This window comes from Brachybacterium sp. SGAir0954, assembly GCF_005490785.1.
In the GTDB taxonomy this organism is placed as follows: domain Bacteria; phylum Actinomycetota; class Actinomycetes; order Actinomycetales; family Dermabacteraceae; genus Brachybacterium; species Brachybacterium rhamnosum.
In genome coordinates this window covers 1,419,492-1,442,286 of record NZ_CP027295.1, presented here as the reverse complement: position 1 = coordinate 1,442,286, position 22,795 = coordinate 1,419,492, and the positions used below count along the sequence as shown (strand labels likewise).

The following is a 22,795-nucleotide window of genomic DNA, read 5'->3' as shown; positions in this document are numbered from 1 at the left end:
GTCGGGAAGGGCTGCCCCGGAGGGCAGGTCTGTGGGGCGGCGCTCAGCCGCGGGGGGTGGCGCCTGCGGGGGCGGCGGCCGGGGGAGCGTCCACGGAGCGCTCGCTCCGACAGCGGGTGCACACGCCGCGGTAGACGACCTCGGCGACCTCGATCTCGAAGCCGTGGTCCTCCTGCGGGGTGAGGCAGGGGGCGTGGCCGACGGCGCACGGGACGTCCTCCAGCCGGCCGCACCGCGTGCAGACGAGGTGGTGGTGGTTGTCGTGGCGGTGCATCTCGTAGAGCATGCTCCGGCCTCCCACCGACACCCGACGCAGGATCTCCGCCTCGGTGAGGGCGCCGAGGATGTCGTAGACGGCCTGACGGGAGATGGTGCCGAGGGTCGAGCGCACGGACTGGGCGACCGCGTCGGCATCGGCGTGAGGCAGCTTCTCGACGGCCTCGAGCGTGGCCAGCCGTGGCGCCGTCACCCGCAGTCCCGCGGCGCGCAGGGCGGTGGAGTGGTCAGCGGTGGACATGACCCCGACTGTACCCAGCTCTCTGGACTTGATCAAGAAACGGGCATCTTCCAGACAGCGGCGTTCATCCACAGTCCAGACACAAACTTCGATCAGACTTCTATCAGCATTACCCTTGCCGAGTGATCGAGCACACACTACGACCCGTCGGGGCCTCCGCACGCCCCCGCACGGGGCCGGGTGCGGACTCCCCCGACGGCCGGGACGCGCAGGCGGTGAGCAGGCTCCCGCGCCTCGACAGCCGCGCCGCGGCGGTCGTCGTCACCCTCCTGCTGCTCGGCGGCACGCTCCCCGTGGCCGACGGCATGGGCCCCGCCTCGCTCGCCGTCGCCGGCGCGCTCAGCGTCTCCGGCGGCCTCGCCCTGCGCCGCCCGGTCACCGCCGCGGCTCTCACGGGCGGCGTCCTCACGCTCGCCCTGGGACTCGGCCCCGCGCACATCGGCACCGGCATCCTCGCGAGCCCGCTCGCGATCGCCGCCCTCGCCGCGCACGGCCGCCCCCGTCTCGCGGTCGCGGTCGCGCTGTGGCACGTCGCCTCGCCCGCCGCGGCCGAGGTGCTGCGCGGCGTGCACCTCGACGCCGTCCTCGCCCAGACGATCGGCTGGATGACGCTCCAGGTGGCCGCCCTGCTGGGCGGCAGCTGGGGCCGGGCGCAGGTGCAGCGCGAGGTCGCCGAGCGCGCTCGGGCCGAGTCCGAGCTCGCCGAGCAGCGCCGCGCGATCGCCCGCGAGCTCCACGACACCGGGGTCCGGGCGATGGCCCGCGTCGTCATGCTCGCCGAGTCCGCCCCGCGGGAGCCGGGCGAGCAGCACCGGGCTCCCCTGCGCCGGATCTCCGCGACCGCGCGCGAGGGCACGGACCAGCTGCGCTCGCTCCTCGAGGAGCTTCGCGAGGAGCAGGCCGGCCCCGCCTCCGCCACGGCACCCGCCGTCGCCACCCGGGGGACCCCGTCCCCCACGGTCGCCGAGGAGGCCCCGCTCGCGGAGGCCCTCGAGACGCTGCGCGGGCGGCTCGCCGGCGACGGCTTCACCGTGCACCTCCACGCCGCGGGCGCCGAGGCGATCCCGGGTGGGCCGGGTGCCGTGGTGCGCCGCTGCCTCACGGAGATCGAGGAGAACGTGCTGCGCCACGGTGACCGCGAGGCCCCCGTCGCGATCCTCGTCGAGATCGAGCACGCCCCGGATCACGCACCGCGCGCCGCCACGGCTCCGCCCGGCCTCGGGGCGGGCGTCGACATCATCGTCCTGAACGCGGTGGACGACGACCGGCCCACCGCGCTCTCCGGCGGCCACGGCCTGACCGGCGTCACCGAGCGCCTCGCCGCGGTGGGCGGCACCCTCCACACGGAGCGCGACGGCCGCATGTTCCTCACCCGTCTCGCGATCCCGGCGCTCACGGACGCCGCCTGATGCCGCGCAGCGCCTCCTCCCCCGCCCCGAGCACCCGGGTGCTCGTGTGCGACGACGACCCGATCGTGCGGGAGGCGCTCGCGGCCTACCTGGACCGGGAGGAGGACCTCGAGGTCGTCGCGGTCGAGGAGACCGCGGAGGCCGCCCTCGCGCGCATCGAGGAGCTCGAGCCCGAGGTCGTGCTCATGGACCTCGTCCTGCCGGGCATGGACGGGATCGCGGCCACGTCGGCGATCGTCGAGCGCCGACCGCACACCTCCGTGCTCGTGCTGACCACCTTCGGCACCGAGGAGCAGGCCCGCGCCGCGCTCGGCGCGGGCGCCGCCGGGTTCCTCCTGAAGACGACCACGGCGACGGCCATCGTCGCGGCCGTCCGCGCCGCCCGACAGGAGGCGGTGACGGTGCTCTCTCCGGTCATCGCCGCGAACATCGCCGCCGCAGCGCCCACCGATCCCGAGGACCGGGACGCCGACGGCGACGCCGCCGCGGCCCTGGGCCTCAGCGAGCGCGAGCAGGAGGTGCTCGCCGCCGTGTGCCGGGCGAGCTCGAACGCTGAGATCGCCCAGGAGCTCGGCGTCACCGAGTCCACCGTGAAGTCGCACGTCACCGCGCTGAACGCGAAGCTCGGATGCCGGTCGCGCGTCGCGCTGACGGTGCGCGCCTTCACCTTGGGCCTCGTGGCCCTGCCTCCCGACCGCCGCGAGCAGGGCGGCCGGGACTGATCACCCGGCCACCGCTCCGCGCCGCGTCAGGAGGACGCACCGCCCGGACGCCGCCGAGGCATGGGGGGGGACGCGAGGGTGCCGAGCTGGCAGGGATGCACGGCCCTCGCCCTGCGATGCATGAGGACCCTCCTCAGGATAGGACGCCGCGTGAGCGCTCGACGGGCCCTAAGGCCCTGTCGGGAGTTGCCCTGACCGGTACTTTCGAAGTATCCGGAGCGGAGTTACCGCCCTCGGTCACCTCTCAAGGAGTCCGTTGTGACCGCATCCCCGACCCCCACCATCCCCGCCTCCACCACTCAGGCTCTCCACACCGAGCCGTCGCCCTGGGGCTTCACCGCACTGGGAATCGTTCGGATCCTCCTCGGCTTCACCTTCCTGTGGGCGTTCCTGGACAAGCTGTTCGGTCTGGGCTTCTCGACTCCCGCGGAGAGGGCGTGGCTCAACGGCGGCTCCCCCACCTCAGGATTCCTGGGCGGGTCGATCGAGGCAGGTAATCCGTTCGCCGGATTCTGGACGTTCTGGCTGAGCCTGAACCCCTTCACCGACGCCCTCTTCATGCTCGGCCTGCTCGGCATCGGCGTCGCGCTGCTGCTCGGCATCGGCATGCGCATCGCCGCCGTGAGCGGCACGGCCATGTACCTGCTGATGTACCTGGCGGCGTTTCCGATGACGACGAACCCGCTCTACGACGACCACGTCATCATGGCGGCGGTGCTCATCGCCATGGCCGGCCTCGCCGCGGGTGACCATGTGGGCCTCGGTCGCCGGTGGCGGAGGCTGGTCAGGGGCAACTCGTTCCTGATCTGACCTCATCGCATCGCGGGGCGTGCTCCGCTCTCCTCACGGAGGGTGGGGCACGTCCCTGCGTCTGCGGTCAGTGTCGACGGGGAGACCATGGGCGTCCGAGACGCGCCCGGGCGAGCGCCGGCAGTTCGGGCCGTGGGGCTCAGGACGGCGAACCGTGGTCCATCTTCAGCACCCAGTCATGATGGAACGCGCACAGCGGAACTCGTCGGAAGCCGTCGGCGTAGGGCAGCTCGACCTCGGCGACGGCGCGGTTCTCACAGGTGAAGAACCTGCACCGGCCGGCCTGCTCGTGACGGGTGTCGGTGACGTCCATCGGGTCCGGGATCATGGTCGGCGACGATGCTTCGCGATGATGTCCCAGTAGTCAGCGCCGTCGAGCTCCTGGACCGTGCCCTCAGGGGCCCGTCGGATCAGCTCGTCGACGATCGCGTCGATGTCGAAGTCGGCGGGTTCGTGCGAACCTTCGCTGCTGCGTGCGTCGATGGCCTGGGTGACGGCCAGCGTGAGTTTCTCTCGGTCCATGTCGGCCTCCTGGGGTCGCGTGGCGTCGAGGCTACTGCCATCACGAGCTGTCCGGCTCCCGCGAGGGCGGGATCGACCGGGCGGTCGACCGACCGCCATCCGGGCGGCCCGACCCCAGCCGGCACCTGAGCAGGCATCAGCCCGACCCCACGTCGACGAGGTCCGAGCTGCTCCCGCGGTGCCCGTTGGCCGTCGCCGCCCTCGCCTTCGCGATCGGCGCCTCGCCGCTCACCGACGACAACCCCCCTGGATCCTGCTGATCCGCATATCGGTCGCACTGCTCGTCCTGGTGGCGGCATCGGTCGTGCGACGCCGCCGTCGACGCTCGCGCACCACCCGCCGCGCACACAGCCGCTGCTGACGGTCGCAAGGGCGCCCTCACTCCCGACGGGACGGTGGAGGCCTGCATGCATCCCGGGAGGCCGGGGGTGCGTCGCACGGTCTCCCCTGCGAACCCCCTGGACCAGACGAACACACGACGAGCGCGAACGACCCCCACGGCGCACACACCGTGGGGGTCGTCCCGGGTCCTGACCTGTGGAGCCGCCTGCCGGAATCGAACCGGCGACCTATTCATTACGAGTGAATCGCTCTACCGACTGAGCTAAGGCGGCGTCACCGCCGATCACGGCGGACCGGAACACTGTAGGCGACCGGCGGCCCCCGGCGCAAAACGCCGGGGCGGATCCCGCCGCAGGTCACACCCGGCGCCGCGCGGGGTCAGCAGCGGGCGCCCTCCGCGGGTGTGGTGCCCTCGAGCAGGTAGGCGTCCACCTGTTCCTCGATGCAGCCGCCCGAGCGGCCGTAGGCGGTGTGCCCGTTGCCCTCGAAGGTCAGCAGCACGCCCGAGGAGAGCTGGTCGGCGAGGGACTCGGCCCACGTGTAGGGGGTGGCCGGGTCGCCGGTGGTGCCGATGACGACGATCGGGGCGGCGCCGTCGGCCGTGACGGGGGCGGGCTCGCGCACCGGCTTCTCGGGCCAGTAGCCGCAGGTGGTGGCGGCGTAGGAGAAGGAGGAGCCCCACACCGGGTCGTCCTTCGCGAGCTGGTGCGCGAGGGCGGTCTCCTCCTCCTCGCTCGCGAGACCGGGGCGGTCCAGGCAGTTCACGGCGGTGATGGCCTCGTTGCCGTTGCCGCTGTAGCTGCCATCTCGGTTGCGGCTCGCGGACTGGTCCGCGATGTTCAGCAGGATCTGGCCGTCCCCGTCGAGCGCGGCGGCGATCCCCTCACGGCCGTACTGCCAGGAGCTGTCGTCGTACATGAGCATGAGCACGGCGGAGCGGGCGAGGGCGCCGGTGAGCGGGCGATCCGGGTCGTCCGTGGGCAGGGGGTCCGACTGGGCCTTCTCGAACAGGTCCAGGAGCTGCTGGGCGGCGGCGTCGACGTCGCCGGTGAAGGGGCACTCGCCCTCTCCCTGCTTCAGGCAGTCCTCGAGGAAGGTGCGGGTGGCCTGCTCGAAACCGCCCGCCTGGCCGGCGCTGAAGTCGTCCGCGGTGAGCGTCGGGTCCACGGCGCCGTCGAGCACCATCCGCCCCACACGCTCGGGGTACAGGCCCGCGTAGGTCGAGCCCAGGAAGGTGCCGTAGGAGTAGCCGAAGTAGTCGAGCTGCTCGGAGCCGGCGGCCGCGCGGAGCACGTCCAGGTCCCGCGCCGAGGAGGCCGTGTCGAGGTACGGGAGCAGCTCCGCGGAGCCGGGATCGTCCTCGCAGCCCTCGGCGAGGCGCTCGACCCACGGGTGCTGCGCCCGCTCGCCGCCCTCGGTGAGGAGGTCGAAGGAATCGGCGCGCATCTGGTCGAGGTCCTCGTCGGTGAGGCAGTCGATGCCCTGGGAGCGGGCGACGCCGCGCGGGTCGAAGCCGACCACGTCGTAGGAGGCCATGACGTCGGCGGAGAAGTACGCATCCGCCTGGGCGGCCATGTCCACCCCGGACCCGCCGGGGCCGCCGGGGTTGACGACGAGCGAGCCCTTCGCGTCGACGGTCGCGCCCTGCCGGGCGACGGCGAGCTCCACGTCCCCGGCGGAGGGGTCGTCCCAGGCGAGCGGCACGGTGAGGGTGCCGCACTCGAGCCCGACGGAGCCGCTCACGTCCTCGCAGGCGCCCCAGTCGATCTGCTGGTCGTAGTACTGCGCGTAGGCCGGGTCCGAGGCCGGGTCGACGTCGAGATCCGCGGCGTGGGAGGTGCCCAGGTCCGCGAGCTCCGCGGCGGCCGTCCCGGTGCTCGCGGCGCCCTGGTCCGCGCCGCCGTCGGACGCGTCGGCCCCGTCGGACCCCCCTCCGGGGGTGCAGCCGGTGACCGCGAGGAGCGCGGCGGCGGCGAGCACGCCGAGCCGGGCGAGGGGGCGGCGGGACGCGGGGAGGGTGCTGCTCATGGAGGCTCCTGCGCGCCGGCGGGGACGAGCCGGCGCAGTCGACGGGCGAGGGACGGGCGGGGGTCGGGCGGGGGTCGGGGCGGTCGCGAGGACCGTCCTGCGGGCCCGCACATCCTAGGGCGCCGGGCGCGCCGCACCGCTCTCAGCGCCGATAGGCTGGGCGGATGGACGAGCTGGGGATGCCGGTCAGACGCCGGTGGCAGGAGGTGGGCCTCGCCCTCCTCGTCCTCCTCGAGACCATGCTGACCTTCGTGCTGCGCACCGGGCGCGCCGATCTCCTGGCCTGTGCGGTGACGCTCGTGCTCGGCGCCGCCCTGCTGTGGCGCTGGCCCCGCTGGACCTGGCTGCTGCCGCTCGTGCTCGCCCTCAACGCCCTGGCCGGCTCCCTCGTGGTGATGGTCGTGGGCACCTACGCCTACGCGACGCGCAGCGCCTCGCGGCTGCGCACGGTGCTCATCGCGGCCGTCGCGGGGGTCGCGGGCGCGATGCCCACGCTGTTCCTCGGCGACACGATGCTCTCGGTGACCGGTGCGCTCACGAGCGTGCTCGTCGTCGCGGCGGCGACCGCGACGGGCATGTACACCGCGACCCGGCGCCTGCTGCTGGGGCAGCTGCGCCAGCGCGCGGAGCAGGCGGAGTCCGGCCGCGGCCTCGCGGAGGAGCAGGCCCGTCGGGCCGAGCGCACCCGCATCGCCCGCGAGATGCACGACATCGTCGCCCACAAGATCTCCCTGGTCGCCCTGCAGGCCGGCGCCCTCGAGGTGAACCCGAACCTCGAGCGGGAGCAGGTGCAGGCCTCCGCCGGGCTCATCCGGCAGACCGCCGCCTCCGCGCTCAACGAGCTGCGGGAGGTGCTCGGCGTGCTCCGCGGCGACGGCGAGGAGGCGCCGCTCGCCCCGCAGCCCACCTGGGAGGACGTGCGCGCCCTGGTCGCCGGCTCCCGCGAGGCGGGGATCAGCGTGGAGATTTTCGACTTCATCGACGACCCGGTGCCGGACGCCCTGGCGCGCACCGCCTACCGGGTGGTGCAGGAGGGGCTGACGAACATCCACAAGCACGCGCGGCTCACCGACTCCCGGGTGGCGCTCATCGGCGAGCCCGGTACCGAGCTGATCATCGAGGTCAGTAATGTTCTTCCCCAGGGGTTCACCTCGGATCTGCCGGGCGCCCGCATGGGCCTGTCCGGGATCGAGACGCGTGTGCTGCACGCAGGAGGGACCATCACCTCCGGCCCCACCGACGACGGACGATTCGAAGTGAGGGCGGTGATCCCATGGCCGGCGACGTGACCCGCGTGGGACTGATCGACGACGACTCCCTGGTGCGCGCCGGGCTGGCCATGATCCTCGGCGCCGATCCCGGGATCGAGGTGGTGGGCGAGGGCAAGGACGGCTCCGAGGCCGTGACCCTCGTGCACCGCCACCGGCCCGACGTGCTGCTGATGGACGTGCGGATGCCGCAGATGGACGGCATCGCCGCGACGAAGGCGGTCGTGGCGCTCGCGGAGGCGCCGAAGATCATCATGCTCACCACCTTCGACATGGACGAGTACGTCTTCCAGGCGCTCGAGGCGGGGGCGAGCGGGTTCCTGCTCAAGGACACCCCGCCGCAGGACCTCGCCCGCGCCGTGCACGTGGTCGCGGGCGGCGAGGCGATGCTCGCGCCGACGGTCACCAAGCGGATGCTCTCGCACTTCTCGGAGGCGAACCCGGGCTCCCGGCAGGACCGCCACCCGGGGCTGGACCAGCTCACGGAGCGGGAGACGGAGGTCCTGGGCGCGGTGGGCGCGGGGCTGTCGAACGCGCAGATCGGCATGCGCCTGTTCATGAGCGAGGCGACCGTGAAGGCGCACGTCTCGAAGATCTTCTCGAAGCTCGACTGCACCAACCGCGTGCAGATCGCGATCATCGCCCACGAGGCGGGGCTCAGCGACCTCGACGTCGACCTGCCCGACTGAGCCGTCACGGCGCGGCCCGGGGCTCAGCCCCAGCCGAGCTCGTGGAGCCGCTTCTCGCTGAGGCCGAAGAGGTGCCCGAGCTCGTGCAGCACGGTGACCGCGATCTGCCGCACGAGGTCCTCGCGGCTGCGGGCGTGACGCTGCAGGGGCCCGCGGTAGACGAAGATCCGGTCCGGCTCGCGGAAGCCGTCGAACACGCTGCGACGGTCCAGGGGGATGCCGACGTACAGGCCCAGCAGCTCGGTGCCGTCGCCGCGCGGCTCCGGCTCCTCCTCGACGAGGATGACGACGTTGGACTCCGCGATGGTGCGGGCGATCTCGTCCGGCAGCGAGTCGAGGGCGTCGTCCACCGCCTCCTCGAAGTCCGCGCGGCTGATCTCGATCATGCGGTCATCGAAGCATGTCCGGGTGGGAGCACGATGGGGCCGGCACTCCGTGCTCCTCCGGCCGATCCTCACGCGGGCCGTCCCGAGGCAGGTCCCCCTGGGCCGCCGCGGGCTCTCCCCCTGGGCACGACGGCGCACGGGGACGACGGCGACCCGAGACGTGGCATCGGTGCCCGACGACCGCCCTGCACGATCGGGCCCGGACATGACCTGGCCACGACACGACGAAGGCCCCCTGCGATGCAGGGGGCCTTCCGCGGTGGCTCCGACCGGCGTCGATCCGGTGACCTTTCGATTTTCAGTCGAACGCTCTACCAACTGAGCTACAGAGCCGTGGCCGTCAGGCCGTGGTCGCGGGGCGACCGAGGAACAGGCTAGCAGGGCTCACGCCCCGCTCCCAACCGACGGCCGCCGGTGTAAGGCACACCACCCTCACGGACTCGACGGTCGCCCCGCTCCGGCCGGTCGAGTGCCGGTCGCGCCTCAGCCGAGGGTCACGAGGGCCTTGCCGAGGTTGTCCCCGCGCAGCATGCCGACGAACGCCTCCGGCGCCCGGTCCAGGCCCCGGGTGACGTCCTCCGCGTAGCGCACGGAGCCGTCCTGCACCCAGGCGGTCATCTCCCGCAGGAAGTCCTCGTGCATCTCCTCGCGGAACTCCCGCTGGATGAAGCCGCGCAGGGTCAGGCTCCGCGAGAGCACCTGCCCCAGCAGCTGCCCCGAGCGGTCCGGCCCCTCGGGCAGCGAGGTGGCGCTGTACTGGGCGGCGAGGCCGCACACGGGCACGCGAGCGTACTCGTTCAGCAGCGGCAGCACGGCGTCCCACACGGCGCCGCCCACGTTCTCGAAGTACACGTCGATGCCCCGCGGGGAGGCGGCCGCGAGGCGGCCCGGGAAGTCCGGGGAGCGATGCTCGAGGGCCTCGTCGAAGCCGAGGCCGCGCAGGTGCTCGACCTTGCGCTCGCCGCCGGCGATGCCGATCGCTCGGGCGCCGCGCAGGCGGGCGATCTGGCCGACGGCGGAGCCGACGGGCCCGGCGGCGGCGGCGACGGCGAGGGTCTCGCCCTGCTGGGGCTTGCCGATGGCGCGCAGGCCCGCATAGGCGGTGAAGCCGGGCATGCCGAGCACGCCGAGGGCGGTGGTGACGGGGGCGACGGCCGGGTCGAGGCGGCGCAGCGTCGCGGCGGGCTCGACGCTGTACTCCTGCCAGCCGCCGTAGCCGAGGACGATCTCCCCGGGCGCGAGGCCCTCCGCCTCCGAGGCGACGACCTCGGCGACGGTCGCGCCGACGATGACGTCCCCGATCTCCATGGGGGCCGCGTAGGAGCGGGCGTCGCTCATGCGGCCGCGCACGTACGGGTCCAGCGAGATGTGGAGGGTGCGCAGCAGTGCCTCCCCCGGGCCGGGGACGGGCAGCGGGGCGGAGTCGTGGACGAAGTCCTCCGGCGCGGGCACGCCGTGGGGACGGGAGGCGAGACGGATCCGGTGGTTGACAGGGGTGCTCATCCCTCAACCCTAGGATCCGTCCGCCCCTGCTCCTCGTGACCCTGTGCCCCCGGGCATGCAGAAGGCCCCGGAGCGATGCTCCGGGGCCTTCTGTGCGGGGCGACCCTGACCGGACTTGAACCGGCGACCTCCGCCGTGACAGGGCGGCGCTCTAACCAACTGAGCTACAGGGCCATTCGTCGTTCCGCCTCGCGGCCTCTCGACTCGGATAACTCTACCGGACGTCCGTGGGGGGTCATGACCACTTTCGCTGTGACGCCCCTCGCAGTCCTGCGAGCAGTACCCCCAACGGGATTCGAACCCGGTACTCCATGAGGGTCAGGAAAGCGCTTCGACCTGCGCAAACACCCTTCATTGACCATCTGGTGCATGGAGCAACGGCGAGCCCCTGACCTGCACCGATGGCAACACGTTGTGCACCGGGACACAGGCTAGGGCACGGTCACGCCGCCCGCCGGTACGCGGCGATGACGTCAAGGGTGACGCCGAGGTGCTGGGCGATCGCGCCGGCGGACGGGTCGAGCCGCTCCGCGGCCGCGTACTCGTCGTCGGGGACGAGGAGTCGAGCGGCCCACCTCCACGCGCGGCGCCCCACTGCAGGAGTGCAGAGGGTGTCCCCGTAGTAGAGGTGGGCGAGCTCGTGAGCGAGGGTGGAGACGGTGCGCCTCTCGGTCATGCCGTGACGGATGACGATGATGTCGATGCCCGGGTAGTAGCGGCCCCGCTCGGGGAGGTCGAGGGCCCAGACGACGCGGGCTCCCATGTCCTCGGCATGGAGGATCAGGTCAGTGCTGGTCCTCGCCGGGGTCGTCCCCGGGGCGCTGCTCGTCGGCGGCATACGGCATCTCCTTCAGCCCCTCAGGGGCATCTTCGGAGAGCAGTTTCAGACGACGGTCTGACGGTCGAGTTGTTGCGCCATCAGAGACAGGTCCACCCGGTACATCCGGGTCGCGCTCGTCGCCGGCGAGGTCTTCGATTCGTCGTTCAAGGTCGGCCATCCGATCGTTGTCGCGGACGAAGCCGCGGATCACATCTAGGACGACGCGTCGCTGATCGACAGTGAGGCGGTCTGCACCCTCAGGCACCTGCTCCGAGAAGGGCGCCATGGGGAGCGGGATCCCCGCAGCCTCGTAGACCTCCTCGAGCGGGAGCTCGGAGAGCACCGCCAGCGCCTCGATGGTGTTGCGCTGGGGCCGGCTCTCGTACTTCCCGGCGAGGATCCGGTCGACCGTCGCGTACGACAGCGTCAGACCCCGGCTCTCCGCGATGCGCTGCAGAGCGCGACCACCCTTGCCGCCGTTCCTGTCGGCAGCAAGGCGGGCAACGTCCTGCAGGGTTCGCTTCGAGTGGGTCATGGCTCGATCCTCTGGGCTGTTGTCTCACTTCTTCCACCAGGGCGAACGGAAGAAAGTACAACCAGACTACCGGGAAACACCCACCCACCTGCGGCGCAGGGGGTTGACGGGCGACAAGTGGCTGACATATGGTTCCCGCACCACTTGTCATCAGGGTTCAGGAGAGGCATCATGTTCGTCATCACCGAGCGCAAGCCGTACGGATACGGCCGACCGAAGGCTCGCTACTCAAGGGAGGCATGGATGAAGGTGAAGAGCCCCGTCCCCATCCGCTCCGGACGCAAGTCCCAGGGCTACAGCCAGCGGGACCTCGCAGCGCTCTGCCGCTGCACGCAGGCGGCAATCTCCGCACTTGAGACCGGCAAGATGACGCAGTGCAGCGACGACCTCGCCCGCACGATCTGCCACTGGATCAAGCGCGATCTGGAGGAGGTCTTCGAGGTCACCTCCGACTCCGCCAACCCCACCGTGACAAACGGTGCGAGCACCACCAGTCGGACCTCGCGCCGCACCGCCGCCTGACCCTCCCCCGCTTCACCCCCTCAAGTCCGTCGTTCGACGGCAAGCCCCAGGGCTTCATCCAAGGAGACAGCCATGCCCGGATTCCTCGAGACCCGAGACCTCGTGAAGCAGGCACTGACCGACATGGGCGAGCGCTGCTCGACCCGCCGCGCACACCGCCTCGCCGAGGTGCTGTTCGCGATCTGGCGCGGCGAGGCGACCCCCATGCAGTACGCCGACCCCACCGGCGAGACCGCGGTTCGCCGCATCCTCGCCACCCTCGAGGTCCGCGCGTGAGCCGGCGCCACACGCACTTCGTCTACCGGTGCCTCGACACCGAGGGACGGGTGATCTACGTGGGGTGCACCAAGGACGTGGCGGCGCGCATGAAGCAGCACGGCAAGACGGGGATAGCGGAGCAGACCCATCGTCTCCGCGTGACCGTCCACCCCAGCCGCGACACGGCACTCGAGGTGGAGCGGGAACAGATCGCCCTCCACGAGCCCCGGTTGAACCGCCAGATCTACCTCATGGACATCGCGTCCTGGCCCGAAGCGAAGCTGCGCGAGCGCCTGCAGGCGGAGCTCAAGCGTCGCCCGAGAGTCCACTTCCGAGGGGACGCGAACAGTGCGATCCGCTGTCTCCGCCGCGAGTACGCCCGCCGCTTCGGACCGATGACACCCACCCCTGGATCGAAGGAGCAGGCATGAGCAAGCCGATGAGCCGTGACGAGCGGATCCGCGCGGTGATGGCTGAGGCGATCACCCGCGACCGCCAGAAGCGGGAGGCAGCTGCCGAGCGTGCGGCGAGGGGGTCCGCCGGCCTCCCCCCGCGAGGAGTCGGCATCCGCACCAGTTCCGTCGTGACGAAGCCCCGCTACCGCTGACCCCATCTACCTCACACCACGGGCCCTCGCCATTCGGCGGGGGCCTTCTCTATGCCCTCAAGGAGGCACCCCGATGGATCACCAGAAGATCATCCGGCTCCGGCACCAGGCCGCCGACGCCCGCGAGCTGCACGAGAAGGCGTACGTCCACCCGGACGACCTCGATGCCCTCCTCGACCTCGCCCTCGCGCAGATCGAGGAGGTGGACGCCTGATGTCGACCCCCGTCCCCACGGTGCCCCCGTGGATCCAGCTGATGCAGGCCCACGCCGACCGCGCCGAGGCCGCCCTCGCCGCCGCCACCGAGGCACCGGCAACCGAACCCACCGAGGACACGGAGTGAGGGCCCGCCGACGCGGCCGCCACCACTGGCTCCGCGACCTCGCCCTCGCATTCGCATCCACCGCCCCCACCCACAGGAAGGCGATCCCGTGACCGTCCTCGACCACACCCCCATCTACACGTCCCTCGCCGCCCGCCTCGAGAACCCGCCCACGTCCCACGCGGCTGCGCCGGCGGTCGGGAAGGTCTGGGCGATCCAAGCGGAGATCCTCTCGATCCTCTCCGCCCACGGACCCCTCACCCACGACCAGATCCGCCGGCACTTCCTCGCCCGCAACGGCATGGTCCCCGGCTCCTCCGCCGCATCGATCCGCACCCGCACCGCCGAGCTCCACACCCTCGAAGGCGTCCGCGCCGTCGACCGGAACGGCCACACCCCCTCCGGCAGGTCCGCCACCCGCTGGGACATCCACCGAGAGGAGACCCCGTGACCGACTGGCTCACCCCCGATGACGCCGCCGAGGAGCTGCAGCTCTCGCCCTACACCGTCCGCCTGCTCTGCCGCACCAAGAAGCTCCCCGGCGCGCAGAAGTTCGGCCAGCAGTGGCGGATCCCCCGCACCGCGATCGAACCCCGAACGCCGGCCACCCCGCCGCTGATCGCACCCCGCAACCGCCGCTCCGCGGCCCAACAGAAGAGGACCGCATGAGCACCCCGACGCCCCGTGACATCCGCCCGCCCCGGGCGACCCCGCTCCCCGACCTCGCCGACTCCGACGCCGACGAGCGGTTCAAGGTGCTCCTCGCGATCCTCCCGTACTCGCGGGACAAGGCGATCGAGTACGCCGAGTGGGTGCTCCTCGGTCCCCTCGACGACGACGAGGAGGAGACCGCATGAGCCCGCTGGATGTGCCCCTCGGTTTGACGCTCGTCGCTCTCGGCGTCGGTTCCCTGGTCGGCATCGTCGCGTTCGCGGCCGCAGCCGAGCTCTTCGAGTGGATGCGGAGGGACCGATGACCCGCGACAGGCTCGCCGCTCTCCTCGACGCGGCGTACACGAAGCGCGCTGACGACAGTGACCTCCCCCGCCGGCCCGAGTCGAACAACCCGTGGCAGGCAGAACCGCGCCGCGAGCGCCGCACCCGCCCCACGTACTCGGACCCCACCGGAACCCAGGCCGTCGGCCACATCGAGAAGCAACGCAAGAAGGAGCAGAAGGCATGACCCCCGTCCTCACCGACACGGCGATCACCAAGGCCTGTGACGCCGACGCCGCCCAGAAGATGCCGTGGCGGCGCCTCACCCGATCTGAGACGACCGTCGCCCTCGGGAAGCCCGTCAAGCTCCACGCCTGGCAGGAGCCCTTCGACCTGTGGAAGGCGGTGGCCCGTTGAGCAACCCCGGCATCCTCACCATCGAGCAGCGGCGGAAGATGCTCGAGGACGTCACCATCAGCGATGAGCAGATGGCAGGCGCCCGCAGGTACCTCGAGCGGCACGGCGCGCTCGACGTCGCCGACATGCTCCTCGGGAGCGACCGATGACCCTCACCTTCAACGAGGCCTCGCACCGGTACCGCCTCGACGGAAAACCCGTCACCGGAGCGACAACGATCATCGGCGGCGGGATCCCGAAGCCGGCGCTCGCGTACTGGGCAGCGAACCAGGCCGCCGAGGCCGCCGCCGAATGGGCCCAGTCGTTCCGCGAACTGCCCCCGTCCGAGGCCGCCTGGAACCTCGCGAACATCGACCGGGACGACCTTTACGAACAGTGGCGGAAGGCGCCGTGGAAGAAGCGGGACGAGGCCGCCGTCCGCGGCACCGCCGTCCACGCCCTCGCCGAGCGCGTCGTCCACGGCGAGGACGTCGACGTACCCGACACACTGCTCGGTCACGTCGAGGGGTACGTCGACTTCCTCGACGCCTGGGACGTGACCCCGCTCCTCACCGAGAAGTCCGTCGCGAACCGGACCCACTGGTACGCCGGCCGCTTCGACCTCATCGCATCAGTCCCCTCCCTCCACGACGGGGCACCGATCGAGATCGACCTCAAGACCTCGACCGGCGTCTACCCGGACACGGCGATCCAGACCGCCGCCTACGCCCGCGCCGAGTTCTGGGTCGACGACACCGACCCCGACACGGAGCACCCGCTCCCCGACATCGCCGCCACCTACGTCGCCCACGTGACCGGGACCGGCACCCGCCTCTACGAACTGTCTCCCGACCGGGAGCACATCGACCAATCGTTCACCGCGTTCCTCGCCGCCCTCGCGGTGAAGAACCGGTGGAACCCGAAGACCCTCAAGGAGGTCACCCGATGAGTGAAGTCATCGTCCACGAGCCCGCCCCGCTCGGCCAGCAGATCGAGTTCGCGAAGGCCCTCGCCCCGTCCGGGCTGCTGCCCCGCGAGTACCAGCAGAACCCCGCGAACCTCCTCTTCGCCCTGCAGTACGCCGACGCGCTCGACGTGAAGCCGATCCACGCGATCACCAGCATCCACGTCATCAACGGGAAGCCGTCCGCGTCCGCTGAGCTGATCGCCTCCGTCGTCCGCCGCGCCGGACACAAGCTCCGCGTGACCGCCGACGACCAGGAAGCGACCGCCGTCCTCATCCGCGCCGACGACCAGGGCTTCGAGTACACGGCCACCTGGGACCTCAAGCGCGCCCAGACCGCCGGCCTCACCAGCAACCCGACGTGGAAGAAGTTCCCCGCCGCGATGCTCCGCTCCCGCGCGATCACCGAGGTGTGCCGCATGGGCGCCTCCGACGCCCTCTACGGCGTCACCCACACCCCCGACGAGCTCGGCGGGGAGTTCACCGACGCACCCGAGGCTGCCCCCTCCAAGCCGGCGGGCCCGACCACGAAGGTGTCCCGCAAGCGCAAGGACCCCGCACCCGTCGCCGAGACGAAGGGGCAGGACGACCTCCGCGCCGCAATCGCGGAGACCGGTGAGGTGCCGTCGGAAGCGCAGCTCCGAAAGATGTTCGCCGTCCTTAAGGAGAACGGCCTCGAGGGCCGCGACGAAGCGCTCGGCTACGTCAGCTCGGTCATCGGCCGCGACATCGAGTCGCGGTCGGAGCTCACCCGCCCGGAGATCAGCAAGGTGCTGGACTCCTTCACCCCCGCCCCCGAGGAGAACTGATCCATGGCAGACGCAACCATCCACTTCACCGGCAACCTCGGCGGCGCCCCGGAGGCACGCACCACGCAGGACGGCACGCCCGTCGTCTCCGCGTCGGTGGCGGTCAACAAGTCCAAGAAGGTCGGGAGCACCGGCGACGCTCGGCAGGACTACGAGACCGTGCACACGACCTGGTACCGGGTGTCCTGGTGGCGCGAGATCGCGCAGGCGGTCGCCGCGATGAACCTCGAGAAGGGCCAGACGATCACGGTCGACGGGGAGGTCTTCGAGGAGGAGTACACGACCCGCGACGGCGCACAGGGCAAGTCCCTGAACGTGACCGCGACCGGTGTGCGCGCCTACCCGAAGCGCCAGCAGCAGGGCGGCGCTCCGCAGTCCCCGCCGCAGTCCGGCTACGGCCAGCCCCAGGGCGCTCCGCAGTCCGACCCGTGGGTCGGCGGCGGCAACCAGGGCGGGTACGACGACCCACCCTTCTGAGCCCAGCAGCAACACCCCGGCATCTCTGAGGCCTCCGCTACGGCGGGGGCCTTCGTCATGCCCGCCCCGGTGACGCCGACCTCGAGCGACTCACGGCCTAGACCCGCACCGGGCGCGCTCCAACCACCCCTCCGAAAGGACCCACACCATGGCTTTCCAGAAGATGCCGAAGACCCACCAGAAGGCCCCGTCCGCGGGCCCGCAGATCACCCTCTCCGCTCACAAGACGAACGGGGCAACGAAGCTCGTCCTGTCCCGAGCACTGGTCGAGATGCTCGGCGAACCCGTCGCGATCTACTTCGAGTGGGACCCGGAAGACTTCCTCCTCCGGATCGTCTCCTCCTCCCCTGACGATCCCGCCGCGTACGTGATCCCGAAGAACCGGTACGTGTCCGTCACGGGCCTGTTCCGGCAGCTCGGCGTGAAGGTCACCGACACCGTCCGGATCCCCGTCGAGAAGCAAGGCCGCCTCGCCGGCATCGCCGACCTGTCCGACCTCCCCGCCGCCGGGAACGTGCACCCGATCCGTGGCGCGGCATGAGTCACCACACCCGTACTCGCCGCCGGGATCTCTGCCCGTGCGAAACGTGCACGCCCCGCCCCGGTCCCGCCCACGGGACGCAACGCATGTCCGCTGAGTGCGGCTGCATCTACTGCCGTCGCGCCGCCGCCACGTATGCCCGCCTCCGCGCCTACACGAAGGGAACGTCATGACCGCCGAGCATGGGACCCGCTCCCGGTACGTGCGGGAGAAGTGCCACTGCCCGGCGTGCCGGAAAGCGAACCGCGAGTACGCCCGCGACCGTGCACGCCGCCACGCCGAGCAGCTCGCGGCGGTCGCCGCTGGCACGGACCTCGACGCCCTCGTCGCTCACCTCGAGACCCGCGCTGTGCGGGTCAAGGATCCGGGCCGGCGGGACGAGATCGTCCAGCTCCTCAAGGTGATCGAGTCGGTCCGTCGTGGACGTGGCGGGGTCACCCTCGAGCGCGGCCCGGGGCGCACGACGTCGACGAGCGCGGAGCGGCTCGAGGATCTCGTGCACCTGCTCGAGCAGGGCGTCCCTCGTGAGGAGGCGATGCGCCGCTGTGGCTGGTCCCGTGAGGACTCCGCGCTCCGTGCGGCGCACCGGAACGGTCACGCCCGGGCCGCGTTCCTCCTGCAGGCGGTCGCGTCATGAGCGCCTGGGTGACGACTCCGCTCGCCGAGTCGGGCGGGAAGGTGCATTGGGTCGCGGAGCTCACCACGACCGGGGAGGACGGGGTGCCGCGCGCGCTCTGCGACCCGCTCCTCGCTATGCCGGATGCCCGGCCGGCGCGGACCCCGCACGGCTACTGCGTCGGCTGCCTCGCCCTCACAGCCGAGTCCTCGGACTGGTGCGTGACGGACCTGCGGATCCTCCGTGAGGCCGCCACCCCGTGGCTGCTCGCCCGCCTCATCACGGACGGGGAGCGGCTCGCACGGCACCTTCCTCAGCATCGCCCTGGCGCGACAGCGACGGGGTACGGGTCGTCCTACGCGTGGTGCCGTGACGGGCTCCGCGTGTGGGCCGGTGCCCGCCCCGGCGCGGACAGGGTCGACGACCTGCCCCCGACCCGCGTCCTGTCGTGGGCTGCGATCCAGGCACATGCCGCCGCGCACACCACGGACGAGGCGCGGTGGTGGCTGACCGAGCTCGCCGCCTGGCAGCGGCACTGGGTCGAGCAGTCGATCCTCCCGGACCGCGACCTCGAGGCCGCCCAGCAGTCCAGCCGCCGGCATCAGGCGGCGCTCCGTCACCAGTACATGCTCGCCGCCCCGACGTGGGCGGACGACACCCTCTCGCACCACCCGGTGCAGCTCGACATGCTTGCCCTCCTGGAAGGACCCACGTCATGAACCCCGACAACGACCGATCGCTGACCGCCGAGCCCTGCCACTGCGGGAGCGGGACGTCTCACTACCCCGACTCCCACCGCCGTCACGATGCTTCGCGCGCGGTGAGTGACTACGCGCTTCCCGCCGGTGAGCGGGCCGAGCGACGCCGGCGGAACAGGGCTGCGCGTTCAGCCCGCCGAGCACAGAGGAGGGCGTCATGACGATCCTCTACGACCAGTTCGGCGCGCCTATCACGTCCGCGATCCACGAGCCGATCCCGATCAAGCACCCCGGGACGTACGGGGACCGCCCCACCCCGTGGCAGGTCTCCTACGAGTGCGTGTGCGGGGCCGACCTGGACTGCATGGACGAGGAGGGTGGCCGGTACGGCGATGTGGATGCCGCGATGACGGAGCACCTCGAGGGCCTGGGACTCGGGGACTGCGGCGACGGGGGTGCGGCATGAGCCCCCGCCGGATCCAGCAGCGCCGCACGAAGGGGTGGCGGAAGCCCGAGGGTGCGGTGTCAGTGGCTCGGCCCGGGAAGTGGGGCAACCCCTTCCGCGCTGTGCGCGAGGGCGGGTTCCAGTGGGTCGCGGACCCCGATGGACGCCGTTTCTCGAGCCTCGTGTGCTCAACCGACCGCGGGGGGCTCCGCCTCGAAATGGTCGCCGAGTCCGTGCGGCTGTACGAGCTGCACATCGGGCCGATGGGCAACTACGAGATGGACCCCGATCAGATCCGCGCCGAGCTCGCGGGCCGGGACCTCATGTGCTGGTGCCCGCTCGACCAGCCGTGCCACGCCGACGTCCTCCTCGAGCTCGCGAACAGGGACGCCTCATGACCCCCGACCCCACCCCGTGGCTGCACGAGAACGGCACCCGCTACGCGACCCTCGACGACGCCCCACCGGGCGCCCTGTTCTGGATCCCCCGCCCCGAGTACACCACCGAGAAGGAGACCCCCGATGCCTGACCAGAAGACCTACACCGCCGCCGACTTCGCCAAGGCTGACTTCGCGCGCCGCCCGAGCGGGAGGACCGCGCACCGCTGCGGTCCCGACACCTGGCAGACGACGCTCCCGATGGAGCCTTGGACGACGTGGTGGGGTGCCGACGCCGACATGGCCGCCGACGGCTGGGTCCCGGTGACCGAGTACACGGTCACCGCCGCCCCGACGACCGACGAGGACGCCCGCCGCCCGCTCACGGACACGATCGACTTCGCCGCCCTGTGGAAGCAAGAGCACGCGCGCGCGGAGCAGGCCGAGCGGGAGCGTGACGACGCCCTCACCATGTCGGCCATGTGGAAGGAGACCGCGCGGAAGCTGGTACGCGACCAGCAGCCCCTGCGATACTCGCTCCGCCTCGCAGACCGCGCGGGTGACGCGCTCGAGCGCCGCGTGGAGGAGGCCGAGCGGGAGCGGGACGACGCGCGGGAGTCTCTGCGCGAGGCGAACGAGACCGTGAAGTCCCTCCGCGCCATGACCGCCCGCGAGCTCCTGGACGCCGCGTTGGAGGCCGCGCACGTGCCCGAGGACGGGATCATCCCCGCCGGGGCCGAGTACATGGAGCGGTACGGCGACGGGTCGTTCTACGGCCCCCTGACTTTTGACGGCAACCTGCCCGCCGTCCAGGGCCTTTTGGAGCGCCGCCTCGTGGACCCGCCCACCCCGAAGCGGCCCGAGGGTGCCGAGGAGATCGAGGCGTACATGCGCGAGCTCGTCGCCTCCCACCCGGAGGACCACTACGGCGAGCTGGCCGACCACCTGGCATCGCGAGGCGTCCTCCCTCCGCTCACCGACAAGTCGGAGCCCCGCCGCGTCGCCTCCGAGGAGGATGCCCGATGACCGCCGACGACTTCACCACCGCCGCACGCGCAGAGGCCGAGGCGTTCGTGCGGCAGGCCATGTCCGACGCCTGGACCGATGGGGAGGAGTTCGAGCACCTGCCCCGCGTTCTGGCCGAGCGCCTGCCCGGGTGGGCGCGTGCTCACCTCGCCGCGCAGGAGCCGACCGACGCCGAGGTCGTCGCGGCGCTCGGGGCCGCGAACCGGATCACCCTCTCGGGCTCACGGTTCGACGCGCCCCTCACCTTCTACTCGGATGCCGTCGTGAGGGCCATGCGCGCCGCGCTCCGTGCCGCCCGTGACGTGAGGGGGCAGGGATGAGCGACGACGAGCTGCGGGAGAAGATCGCGCGGGCTCTGGACGAGGTGCGCGACGACCTGTGCGGATTCAACGCCGAGGAGATGGCCGAGTCCGTCCTCCCCATCGTGGAGGCCGAGGTGCGCAAGGCGAAAGCCGAAGCACTCCGGGACGCGGCGGACAGCGTGCACGACAACGCCGCATCCCCCTACTGCCTGCCGTGCCACAGGGACGACGCCGACCTGCTTCGCACCATCGCCGACCAGATCGAGAAGGAGACCACCCGATGACCACCCTGTACCGCCCCGTCCTCATCGAGACCACCGAGCAGGCCGAGCAGCTGCCCCTGTCAACCCGCGCGATCCGCCCCGATGGACAGGCCGCGGCCCGCCTCGACGGGGTCAGCGAAGGCGGGCAGTGGACCTCGAAGCTCCGCCTCTACGCGCACGACGAGGTGATCGGCTGGACGGCTCTCGTGCCCGTCGAAGCCGAGGAGGAGCGGACCCGGCCCGTGCCGCTCTACGCGACGACCGCCCACGTCTCGCCGACGTCCATCGCTGAGACCCCGGCCCGCCGCCTCGTCACCCCCTGGGAGGACGCATGACCCACATCCACAAGGTCAAAGCGAAGCGATCAGCGGACGCCGCGAAGGCTGCGAAGGCGCTCATCACCGAGGCCAGCCACGGCGAGGGGTTCGCCCGCGATCGGGCCCACTTCAAGGCGGGTACCGAGTTCGCTGAGTTCCGTGCCCGCGACGCCGTCGATGACGAGCTCTGGCGGGCAGGCAGGCGCGCTGCTGTCGCGGAGGCCCGAGCTGAACGCGCGGAGGCGGTCCTCCGGGCCGTGCGGGACTACATCTCCGAGCCGTGGGCACCATCCCCGGACGGCGACGTGGCCCTCGTGGAACCGCTCCGACACATCCTGGAAGCAGGCGATGACGCATGACCGAGCACATCGACCGAGACGCACTGCGGAAGCTCACCGGCAGGTCGGGTGACGAGGAATTGGTGTCCTACACACTCCTGCTCTCCGAAGCGCTCGACCAGGCGGAGGCGCGGATCAAGGCCGTGCGGGACGTGCTCGACCAGGAAGCACCCGACCCCGACATCGCCACCCGCGTCCGATCGGACATGATCCGCCGTGCACTGGAAGGATGACCCGCATGTACGAATTCGGCCTTGATGACGCGGCTGCTCATGCCCACCTGACCAGAGCCCTGAGCACCATCGACCACATCACCAACCCCGACAACCGCTCCTGGCTGACCACAGCACCCGCCCCCGGTAGCGAGGTCGACCGCCTCGAGCAGGCGGTCCTCCAGGATCCAGTGGACCTCTCGCACTCCCTGGGCTTCGCCGCCACCGCGGCCCTCGACTCGCTCCAGGAGATCGCGATCATCGTCCGGGGCAACGCCTCCATCCTCACGCCGCTCCGCGGGATGATGCGCACCGCGCTCATGGGCGCCGGCAGGGTCGGATACGTCATCCTTCCCGACTCCCCGGAGGAGCGTGAGGCTCATGCGGGGATGGTCGTCTCGCACGAGGCGGTGAGCCTGGGCCGCGCCCTCGCATCCTTCGGCTCGTTCACGGAGCTCCCCGGGCTCGCTCCGACCCCGGACGAACTCGCGATGCTTCTCGAGCAGATCCAGGCGCACCCCCGTGGGAAGAAGGAAGGGGAGGCAGCGATGATCCAGGCATCGGCGGAGCTCGTCGCCCGGGCGATCGCAGAGCAGGATCCGGCCCAGCCGGCGGGAGTGCTGGCGGAGCAGCTGGCGTACATCTGGAACACCGCGAGCGGTGCTGCGCACGGGTTCTACTGGCAGCACGACTTCGAGCATGGGTCCTTCGTCGCGGACTTGGGCGCGGTGGTGTCAGCGGTGTACTACTCGCTGGATGCCTTGCGCGCGCGCTGGGAGTGAAGTGGCGAAGGCTCGGGAAGTGGAAGTAGCGCCGCCCG

The 22,795-nt window shown here is 71.6% G+C and carries 42 protein-coding genes and 3 tRNA genes; 34 read left to right on the top strand and 11 right to left on the bottom strand.

The annotated features are described in order from the left end of the window. Positions 1 to 43 precede the first annotated feature (43 nt). Complete coding sequence (locus C1N80_RS06425; protein WP_137770025.1) at positions 44 to 517, bottom strand: Fur family transcriptional regulator; 474 nt, start codon at positions 515 to 517, stop codon at positions 44 to 46. Positions 518 to 639: 122 nt separating this feature from the next. Here C1N80_RS06425 and C1N80_RS06420 point away from each other — a divergent pair, with 122 nt between their 5' ends. The 3 genes from C1N80_RS06420 (at position 640) to C1N80_RS06410 (ending at position 3,458) form a co-directional block, all read left to right on the top strand. Continuing rightward, complete coding sequence (locus C1N80_RS06420) at positions 640 to 1,926, top strand: sensor histidine kinase (RefSeq protein ID WP_137770024.1); 1,287 nt, start codon at positions 640 to 642, stop codon at positions 1,924 to 1,926. Further along, positions 1,926 to 2,648, top strand: coding sequence for a response regulator transcription factor (locus tag C1N80_RS06415; RefSeq protein WP_137770023.1), 723 nt, complete (start codon positions 1,926 to 1,928; stop codon positions 2,646 to 2,648). Before C1N80_RS06420 ends, C1N80_RS06415 begins: the two co-directional genes overlap by 1 nt. 258 nt (positions 2,649 to 2,906) lie before the next feature. Next, positions 2,907 to 3,458: a hypothetical protein gene (locus tag C1N80_RS06410; RefSeq protein WP_137770022.1), complete on the top strand. Its 552-nt coding sequence runs from the start codon at positions 2,907 to 2,909 to the stop codon at positions 3,456 to 3,458. 139 nt (positions 3,459 to 3,597) lie between these two features. Here the strand turns inward: C1N80_RS06410 and C1N80_RS15480 are convergent, their stop codons facing one another. The 4 genes from C1N80_RS15480 to C1N80_RS06395 all read right to left on the bottom strand — a co-directional run bounded on the left by C1N80_RS15480 (position 3,598) and on the right by C1N80_RS06395 (position 6,350). After that, positions 3,598 to 3,771, bottom strand: a complete 174-nt coding sequence (locus C1N80_RS15480; RefSeq protein ID WP_168198046.1) for a hypothetical protein — start codon at positions 3,769 to 3,771, stop codon at positions 3,598 to 3,600. Between the two features lie 11 nt (positions 3,772 to 3,782). Further along, positions 3,783 to 3,980, bottom strand: coding sequence for a hypothetical protein (locus tag C1N80_RS06405; protein WP_137770021.1), 198 nt, complete (start codon positions 3,978 to 3,980; stop codon positions 3,783 to 3,785). A 538-nt stretch (positions 3,981 to 4,518) separates the two neighbouring features. After that, a tRNA-Thr gene (locus C1N80_RS06400) sits at positions 4,519 to 4,594 on the bottom strand. Positions 4,595 to 4,700: 106 nt separating this feature from the next. Further along, positions 4,701 to 6,350, bottom strand: a complete 1,650-nt coding sequence (locus C1N80_RS06395; protein ID WP_137770020.1) for an alpha/beta hydrolase — start codon at positions 6,348 to 6,350, stop codon at positions 4,701 to 4,703. Between the two features lie 164 nt (positions 6,351 to 6,514). Here C1N80_RS06395 and C1N80_RS06390 point away from each other — a divergent pair, with 164 nt between their 5' ends. Then, positions 6,515 to 7,639, top strand: a complete 1,125-nt coding sequence (locus C1N80_RS06390) for a sensor histidine kinase (RefSeq protein ID WP_240811252.1) — start codon at positions 6,515 to 6,517, stop codon at positions 7,637 to 7,639. Continuing rightward, positions 7,624 to 8,307 (top strand): response regulator transcription factor, encoded by a 684-nt coding sequence (locus C1N80_RS06385; RefSeq protein ID WP_168198045.1) that lies wholly within the window; start codon positions 7,624 to 7,626, stop codon positions 8,305 to 8,307. Before C1N80_RS06390 ends, C1N80_RS06385 begins: the two co-directional genes overlap by 16 nt. Positions 8,308 to 8,330: 23 nt before the next feature. Here the strand turns inward: C1N80_RS06385 and C1N80_RS15475 are convergent, their stop codons facing one another. The 6 genes from C1N80_RS15475 to C1N80_RS06355 form a co-directional block, all read right to left on the bottom strand. Beyond that, on the bottom strand, positions 8,331 to 8,693 hold the full coding sequence (locus tag C1N80_RS15475; RefSeq protein WP_168198044.1) for a metallopeptidase family protein: 363 nt from the start codon (positions 8,691 to 8,693) through the stop codon (positions 8,331 to 8,333). Between the two features lie 260 nt (positions 8,694 to 8,953). After that, positions 8,954 to 9,026 (bottom strand) — tRNA-Phe (locus C1N80_RS06375). A 150-nt stretch (positions 9,027 to 9,176) separates the two neighbouring features. Further along, positions 9,177 to 10,196 (bottom strand): NADP-dependent oxidoreductase, encoded by a 1,020-nt coding sequence (locus C1N80_RS06370; protein WP_137770018.1) that lies wholly within the window; start codon positions 10,194 to 10,196, stop codon positions 9,177 to 9,179. Between the two features lie 100 nt (positions 10,197 to 10,296). After that, a tRNA-Asp gene (locus C1N80_RS06365) sits at positions 10,297 to 10,370 on the bottom strand. Positions 10,371 to 10,638: 268 nt separating this feature from the next. Next, entirely contained in the window at positions 10,639 to 10,959 is a 321-nt protein-coding gene (locus C1N80_RS06360; protein ID WP_205750682.1) for an ImmA/IrrE family metallo-endopeptidase, read from the bottom strand. Between the two features lie 22 nt (positions 10,960 to 10,981). Next, complete coding sequence (locus tag C1N80_RS06355; protein WP_137770016.1) at positions 10,982 to 11,551, bottom strand: hypothetical protein; 570 nt, start codon at positions 11,549 to 11,551, stop codon at positions 10,982 to 10,984. A gap of 171 nt (positions 11,552 to 11,722) precedes the next feature. Between C1N80_RS06355 and C1N80_RS06350 the strand changes: the two genes are divergently transcribed. The 29 genes from C1N80_RS06350 to C1N80_RS06250 all read left to right on the top strand — a co-directional run bounded on the left by C1N80_RS06350 (position 11,723) and on the right by C1N80_RS06250 (position 22,757). After that, positions 11,723 to 12,073, top strand: coding sequence for a helix-turn-helix transcriptional regulator (locus C1N80_RS06350; RefSeq protein ID WP_137770015.1), 351 nt, complete (start codon positions 11,723 to 11,725; stop codon positions 12,071 to 12,073). A 72-nt stretch (positions 12,074 to 12,145) separates the two neighbouring features. Continuing rightward, a complete protein-coding gene (locus tag C1N80_RS15470) occupies positions 12,146 to 12,349 on the top strand; it encodes a hypothetical protein (protein WP_168198043.1) in 204 nt (67 codons plus the stop codon). Continuing rightward, positions 12,346 to 12,762, top strand: coding sequence for a GIY-YIG nuclease family protein (locus C1N80_RS15465; protein WP_168198042.1), 417 nt, complete (start codon positions 12,346 to 12,348; stop codon positions 12,760 to 12,762). Before C1N80_RS15470 ends, C1N80_RS15465 begins: the two co-directional genes overlap by 4 nt. Then, positions 12,759 to 12,938: a hypothetical protein gene (locus C1N80_RS06340; RefSeq protein ID WP_137770013.1), complete on the top strand. Its 180-nt coding sequence runs from the start codon at positions 12,759 to 12,761 to the stop codon at positions 12,936 to 12,938. Before C1N80_RS15465 ends, C1N80_RS06340 begins: the two co-directional genes overlap by 4 nt. Positions 12,939 to 13,011: 73 nt before the next feature. Next, positions 13,012 to 13,152 carry a hypothetical protein gene (locus tag C1N80_RS15460; protein ID WP_168198041.1) on the top strand — a complete coding sequence of 47 codons (141 nt, stop codon included), beginning with the start codon at positions 13,012 to 13,014 and terminating at the stop codon, positions 13,150 to 13,152. Then, positions 13,152 to 13,280, top strand: coding sequence for a hypothetical protein (locus tag C1N80_RS15895; protein WP_255430917.1), 129 nt, complete (start codon positions 13,152 to 13,154; stop codon positions 13,278 to 13,280). The genes C1N80_RS15460 and C1N80_RS15895 overlap by 1 nt, the downstream gene beginning before the upstream one ends. A gap of 88 nt (positions 13,281 to 13,368) precedes the next feature. Next, a complete protein-coding gene (locus C1N80_RS15455; RefSeq protein ID WP_168198040.1) occupies positions 13,369 to 13,710 on the top strand; it encodes a hypothetical protein in 342 nt (113 codons plus the stop codon). Then, positions 13,707 to 13,928, top strand: a complete 222-nt coding sequence (locus C1N80_RS15450) for a helix-turn-helix domain-containing protein (RefSeq protein ID WP_168198039.1) — start codon at positions 13,707 to 13,709, stop codon at positions 13,926 to 13,928. The genes C1N80_RS15455 and C1N80_RS15450 overlap by 4 nt, the downstream gene beginning before the upstream one ends. Further along, entirely contained in the window at positions 13,925 to 14,116 is a 192-nt protein-coding gene (locus C1N80_RS06330) for a hypothetical protein (protein ID WP_137770011.1), read from the top strand. The genes C1N80_RS15450 and C1N80_RS06330 overlap by 4 nt, the downstream gene beginning before the upstream one ends. After that, positions 14,113 to 14,235 (top strand): hypothetical protein, encoded by a 123-nt coding sequence (locus C1N80_RS15890; protein WP_255430916.1) that lies wholly within the window; start codon positions 14,113 to 14,115, stop codon positions 14,233 to 14,235. The genes C1N80_RS06330 and C1N80_RS15890 overlap by 4 nt, the downstream gene beginning before the upstream one ends. Continuing rightward, positions 14,232 to 14,441 carry a hypothetical protein gene (locus tag C1N80_RS06325; RefSeq protein WP_137770010.1) on the top strand — a complete coding sequence of 70 codons (210 nt, stop codon included), beginning with the start codon at positions 14,232 to 14,234 and terminating at the stop codon, positions 14,439 to 14,441. The genes C1N80_RS15890 and C1N80_RS06325 overlap by 4 nt, the downstream gene beginning before the upstream one ends. Continuing rightward, positions 14,438 to 14,611, top strand: coding sequence for a hypothetical protein (locus C1N80_RS15445; protein ID WP_168198038.1), 174 nt, complete (start codon positions 14,438 to 14,440; stop codon positions 14,609 to 14,611). The genes C1N80_RS06325 and C1N80_RS15445 overlap by 4 nt, the downstream gene beginning before the upstream one ends. Then, positions 14,608 to 14,760 carry a hypothetical protein gene (locus tag C1N80_RS15440; protein ID WP_168198037.1) on the top strand — a complete coding sequence of 51 codons (153 nt, stop codon included), beginning with the start codon at positions 14,608 to 14,610 and terminating at the stop codon, positions 14,758 to 14,760. The genes C1N80_RS15445 and C1N80_RS15440 overlap by 4 nt, the downstream gene beginning before the upstream one ends. Beyond that, positions 14,757 to 15,539, top strand: coding sequence for a hypothetical protein (locus C1N80_RS06320; RefSeq protein ID WP_137770009.1), 783 nt, complete (start codon positions 14,757 to 14,759; stop codon positions 15,537 to 15,539). The genes C1N80_RS15440 and C1N80_RS06320 overlap by 4 nt, the downstream gene beginning before the upstream one ends. Then, a complete protein-coding gene (locus C1N80_RS06315) occupies positions 15,536 to 16,363 on the top strand; it encodes a recombinase RecT (RefSeq protein ID WP_137770008.1) in 828 nt (275 codons plus the stop codon). The genes C1N80_RS06320 and C1N80_RS06315 overlap by 4 nt, the downstream gene beginning before the upstream one ends. 3 nt (positions 16,364 to 16,366) lie before the next feature. After that, on the top strand, positions 16,367 to 16,840 hold the full coding sequence (locus C1N80_RS06310; RefSeq protein ID WP_137770007.1) for a single-stranded DNA-binding protein: 474 nt from the start codon (positions 16,367 to 16,369) through the stop codon (positions 16,838 to 16,840). 148 nt (positions 16,841 to 16,988) lie between these two features. Beyond that, positions 16,989 to 17,381, top strand: a complete 393-nt coding sequence (locus tag C1N80_RS06305) for a hypothetical protein (protein ID WP_137770006.1) — start codon at positions 16,989 to 16,991, stop codon at positions 17,379 to 17,381. Positions 17,382 to 17,550: 169 nt separating this feature from the next. Beyond that, the gene (locus C1N80_RS06300; RefSeq protein WP_137770005.1) at positions 17,551 to 18,018 is read left to right on the top strand and encodes a hypothetical protein; all 468 of its coding nucleotides are present in this window, start codon (positions 17,551 to 17,553) and stop codon (positions 18,016 to 18,018) included. Then, positions 18,015 to 18,716, top strand: a complete 702-nt coding sequence (locus C1N80_RS06295; RefSeq protein WP_137770004.1) for a hypothetical protein — start codon at positions 18,015 to 18,017, stop codon at positions 18,714 to 18,716. The genes C1N80_RS06300 and C1N80_RS06295 overlap by 4 nt, the downstream gene beginning before the upstream one ends. A 196-nt stretch (positions 18,717 to 18,912) precedes the next feature. Further along, positions 18,913 to 19,161 carry a hypothetical protein gene (locus C1N80_RS06290; protein WP_137770003.1) on the top strand — a complete coding sequence of 83 codons (249 nt, stop codon included), beginning with the start codon at positions 18,913 to 18,915 and terminating at the stop codon, positions 19,159 to 19,161. Beyond that, entirely contained in the window at positions 19,158 to 19,538 is a 381-nt protein-coding gene (locus tag C1N80_RS06285; RefSeq protein WP_137770002.1) for a DUF4326 domain-containing protein, read from the top strand. Before C1N80_RS06290 ends, C1N80_RS06285 begins: the two co-directional genes overlap by 4 nt. After that, positions 19,535 to 19,669: a hypothetical protein gene (locus tag C1N80_RS15885; RefSeq protein WP_255430915.1), complete on the top strand. Its 135-nt coding sequence runs from the start codon at positions 19,535 to 19,537 to the stop codon at positions 19,667 to 19,669. The genes C1N80_RS06285 and C1N80_RS15885 overlap by 4 nt, the downstream gene beginning before the upstream one ends. Beyond that, positions 19,662 to 20,543, top strand: a complete 882-nt coding sequence (locus C1N80_RS06280; RefSeq protein WP_137770001.1) for a hypothetical protein — start codon at positions 19,662 to 19,664, stop codon at positions 20,541 to 20,543. Before C1N80_RS15885 ends, C1N80_RS06280 begins: the two co-directional genes overlap by 8 nt. Continuing rightward, positions 20,540 to 20,863, top strand: a complete 324-nt coding sequence (locus C1N80_RS06275) for a hypothetical protein (RefSeq protein WP_137770000.1) — start codon at positions 20,540 to 20,542, stop codon at positions 20,861 to 20,863. The genes C1N80_RS06280 and C1N80_RS06275 overlap by 4 nt, the downstream gene beginning before the upstream one ends. Beyond that, on the top strand, positions 20,860 to 21,129 hold the full coding sequence (locus C1N80_RS06270; RefSeq protein ID WP_137769999.1) for a hypothetical protein: 270 nt from the start codon (positions 20,860 to 20,862) through the stop codon (positions 21,127 to 21,129). The genes C1N80_RS06275 and C1N80_RS06270 overlap by 4 nt, the downstream gene beginning before the upstream one ends. Beyond that, positions 21,126 to 21,443, top strand: coding sequence for a hypothetical protein (locus C1N80_RS06265; RefSeq protein WP_137769998.1), 318 nt, complete (start codon positions 21,126 to 21,128; stop codon positions 21,441 to 21,443). Before C1N80_RS06270 ends, C1N80_RS06265 begins: the two co-directional genes overlap by 4 nt. Next, positions 21,440 to 21,784, top strand: a complete 345-nt coding sequence (locus tag C1N80_RS06260; RefSeq protein WP_137769997.1) for a hypothetical protein — start codon at positions 21,440 to 21,442, stop codon at positions 21,782 to 21,784. Before C1N80_RS06265 ends, C1N80_RS06260 begins: the two co-directional genes overlap by 4 nt. Beyond that, positions 21,781 to 21,996, top strand: a complete 216-nt coding sequence (locus tag C1N80_RS06255; RefSeq protein WP_137769996.1) for a hypothetical protein — start codon at positions 21,781 to 21,783, stop codon at positions 21,994 to 21,996. Before C1N80_RS06260 ends, C1N80_RS06255 begins: the two co-directional genes overlap by 4 nt. Beyond that, on the top strand, positions 21,993 to 22,757 hold the full coding sequence (locus C1N80_RS06250) for a hypothetical protein (protein ID WP_137769995.1): 765 nt from the start codon (positions 21,993 to 21,995) through the stop codon (positions 22,755 to 22,757). Before C1N80_RS06255 ends, C1N80_RS06250 begins: the two co-directional genes overlap by 4 nt. The last annotated feature ends 38 nt before the right edge of the window (positions 22,758 to 22,795 follow it).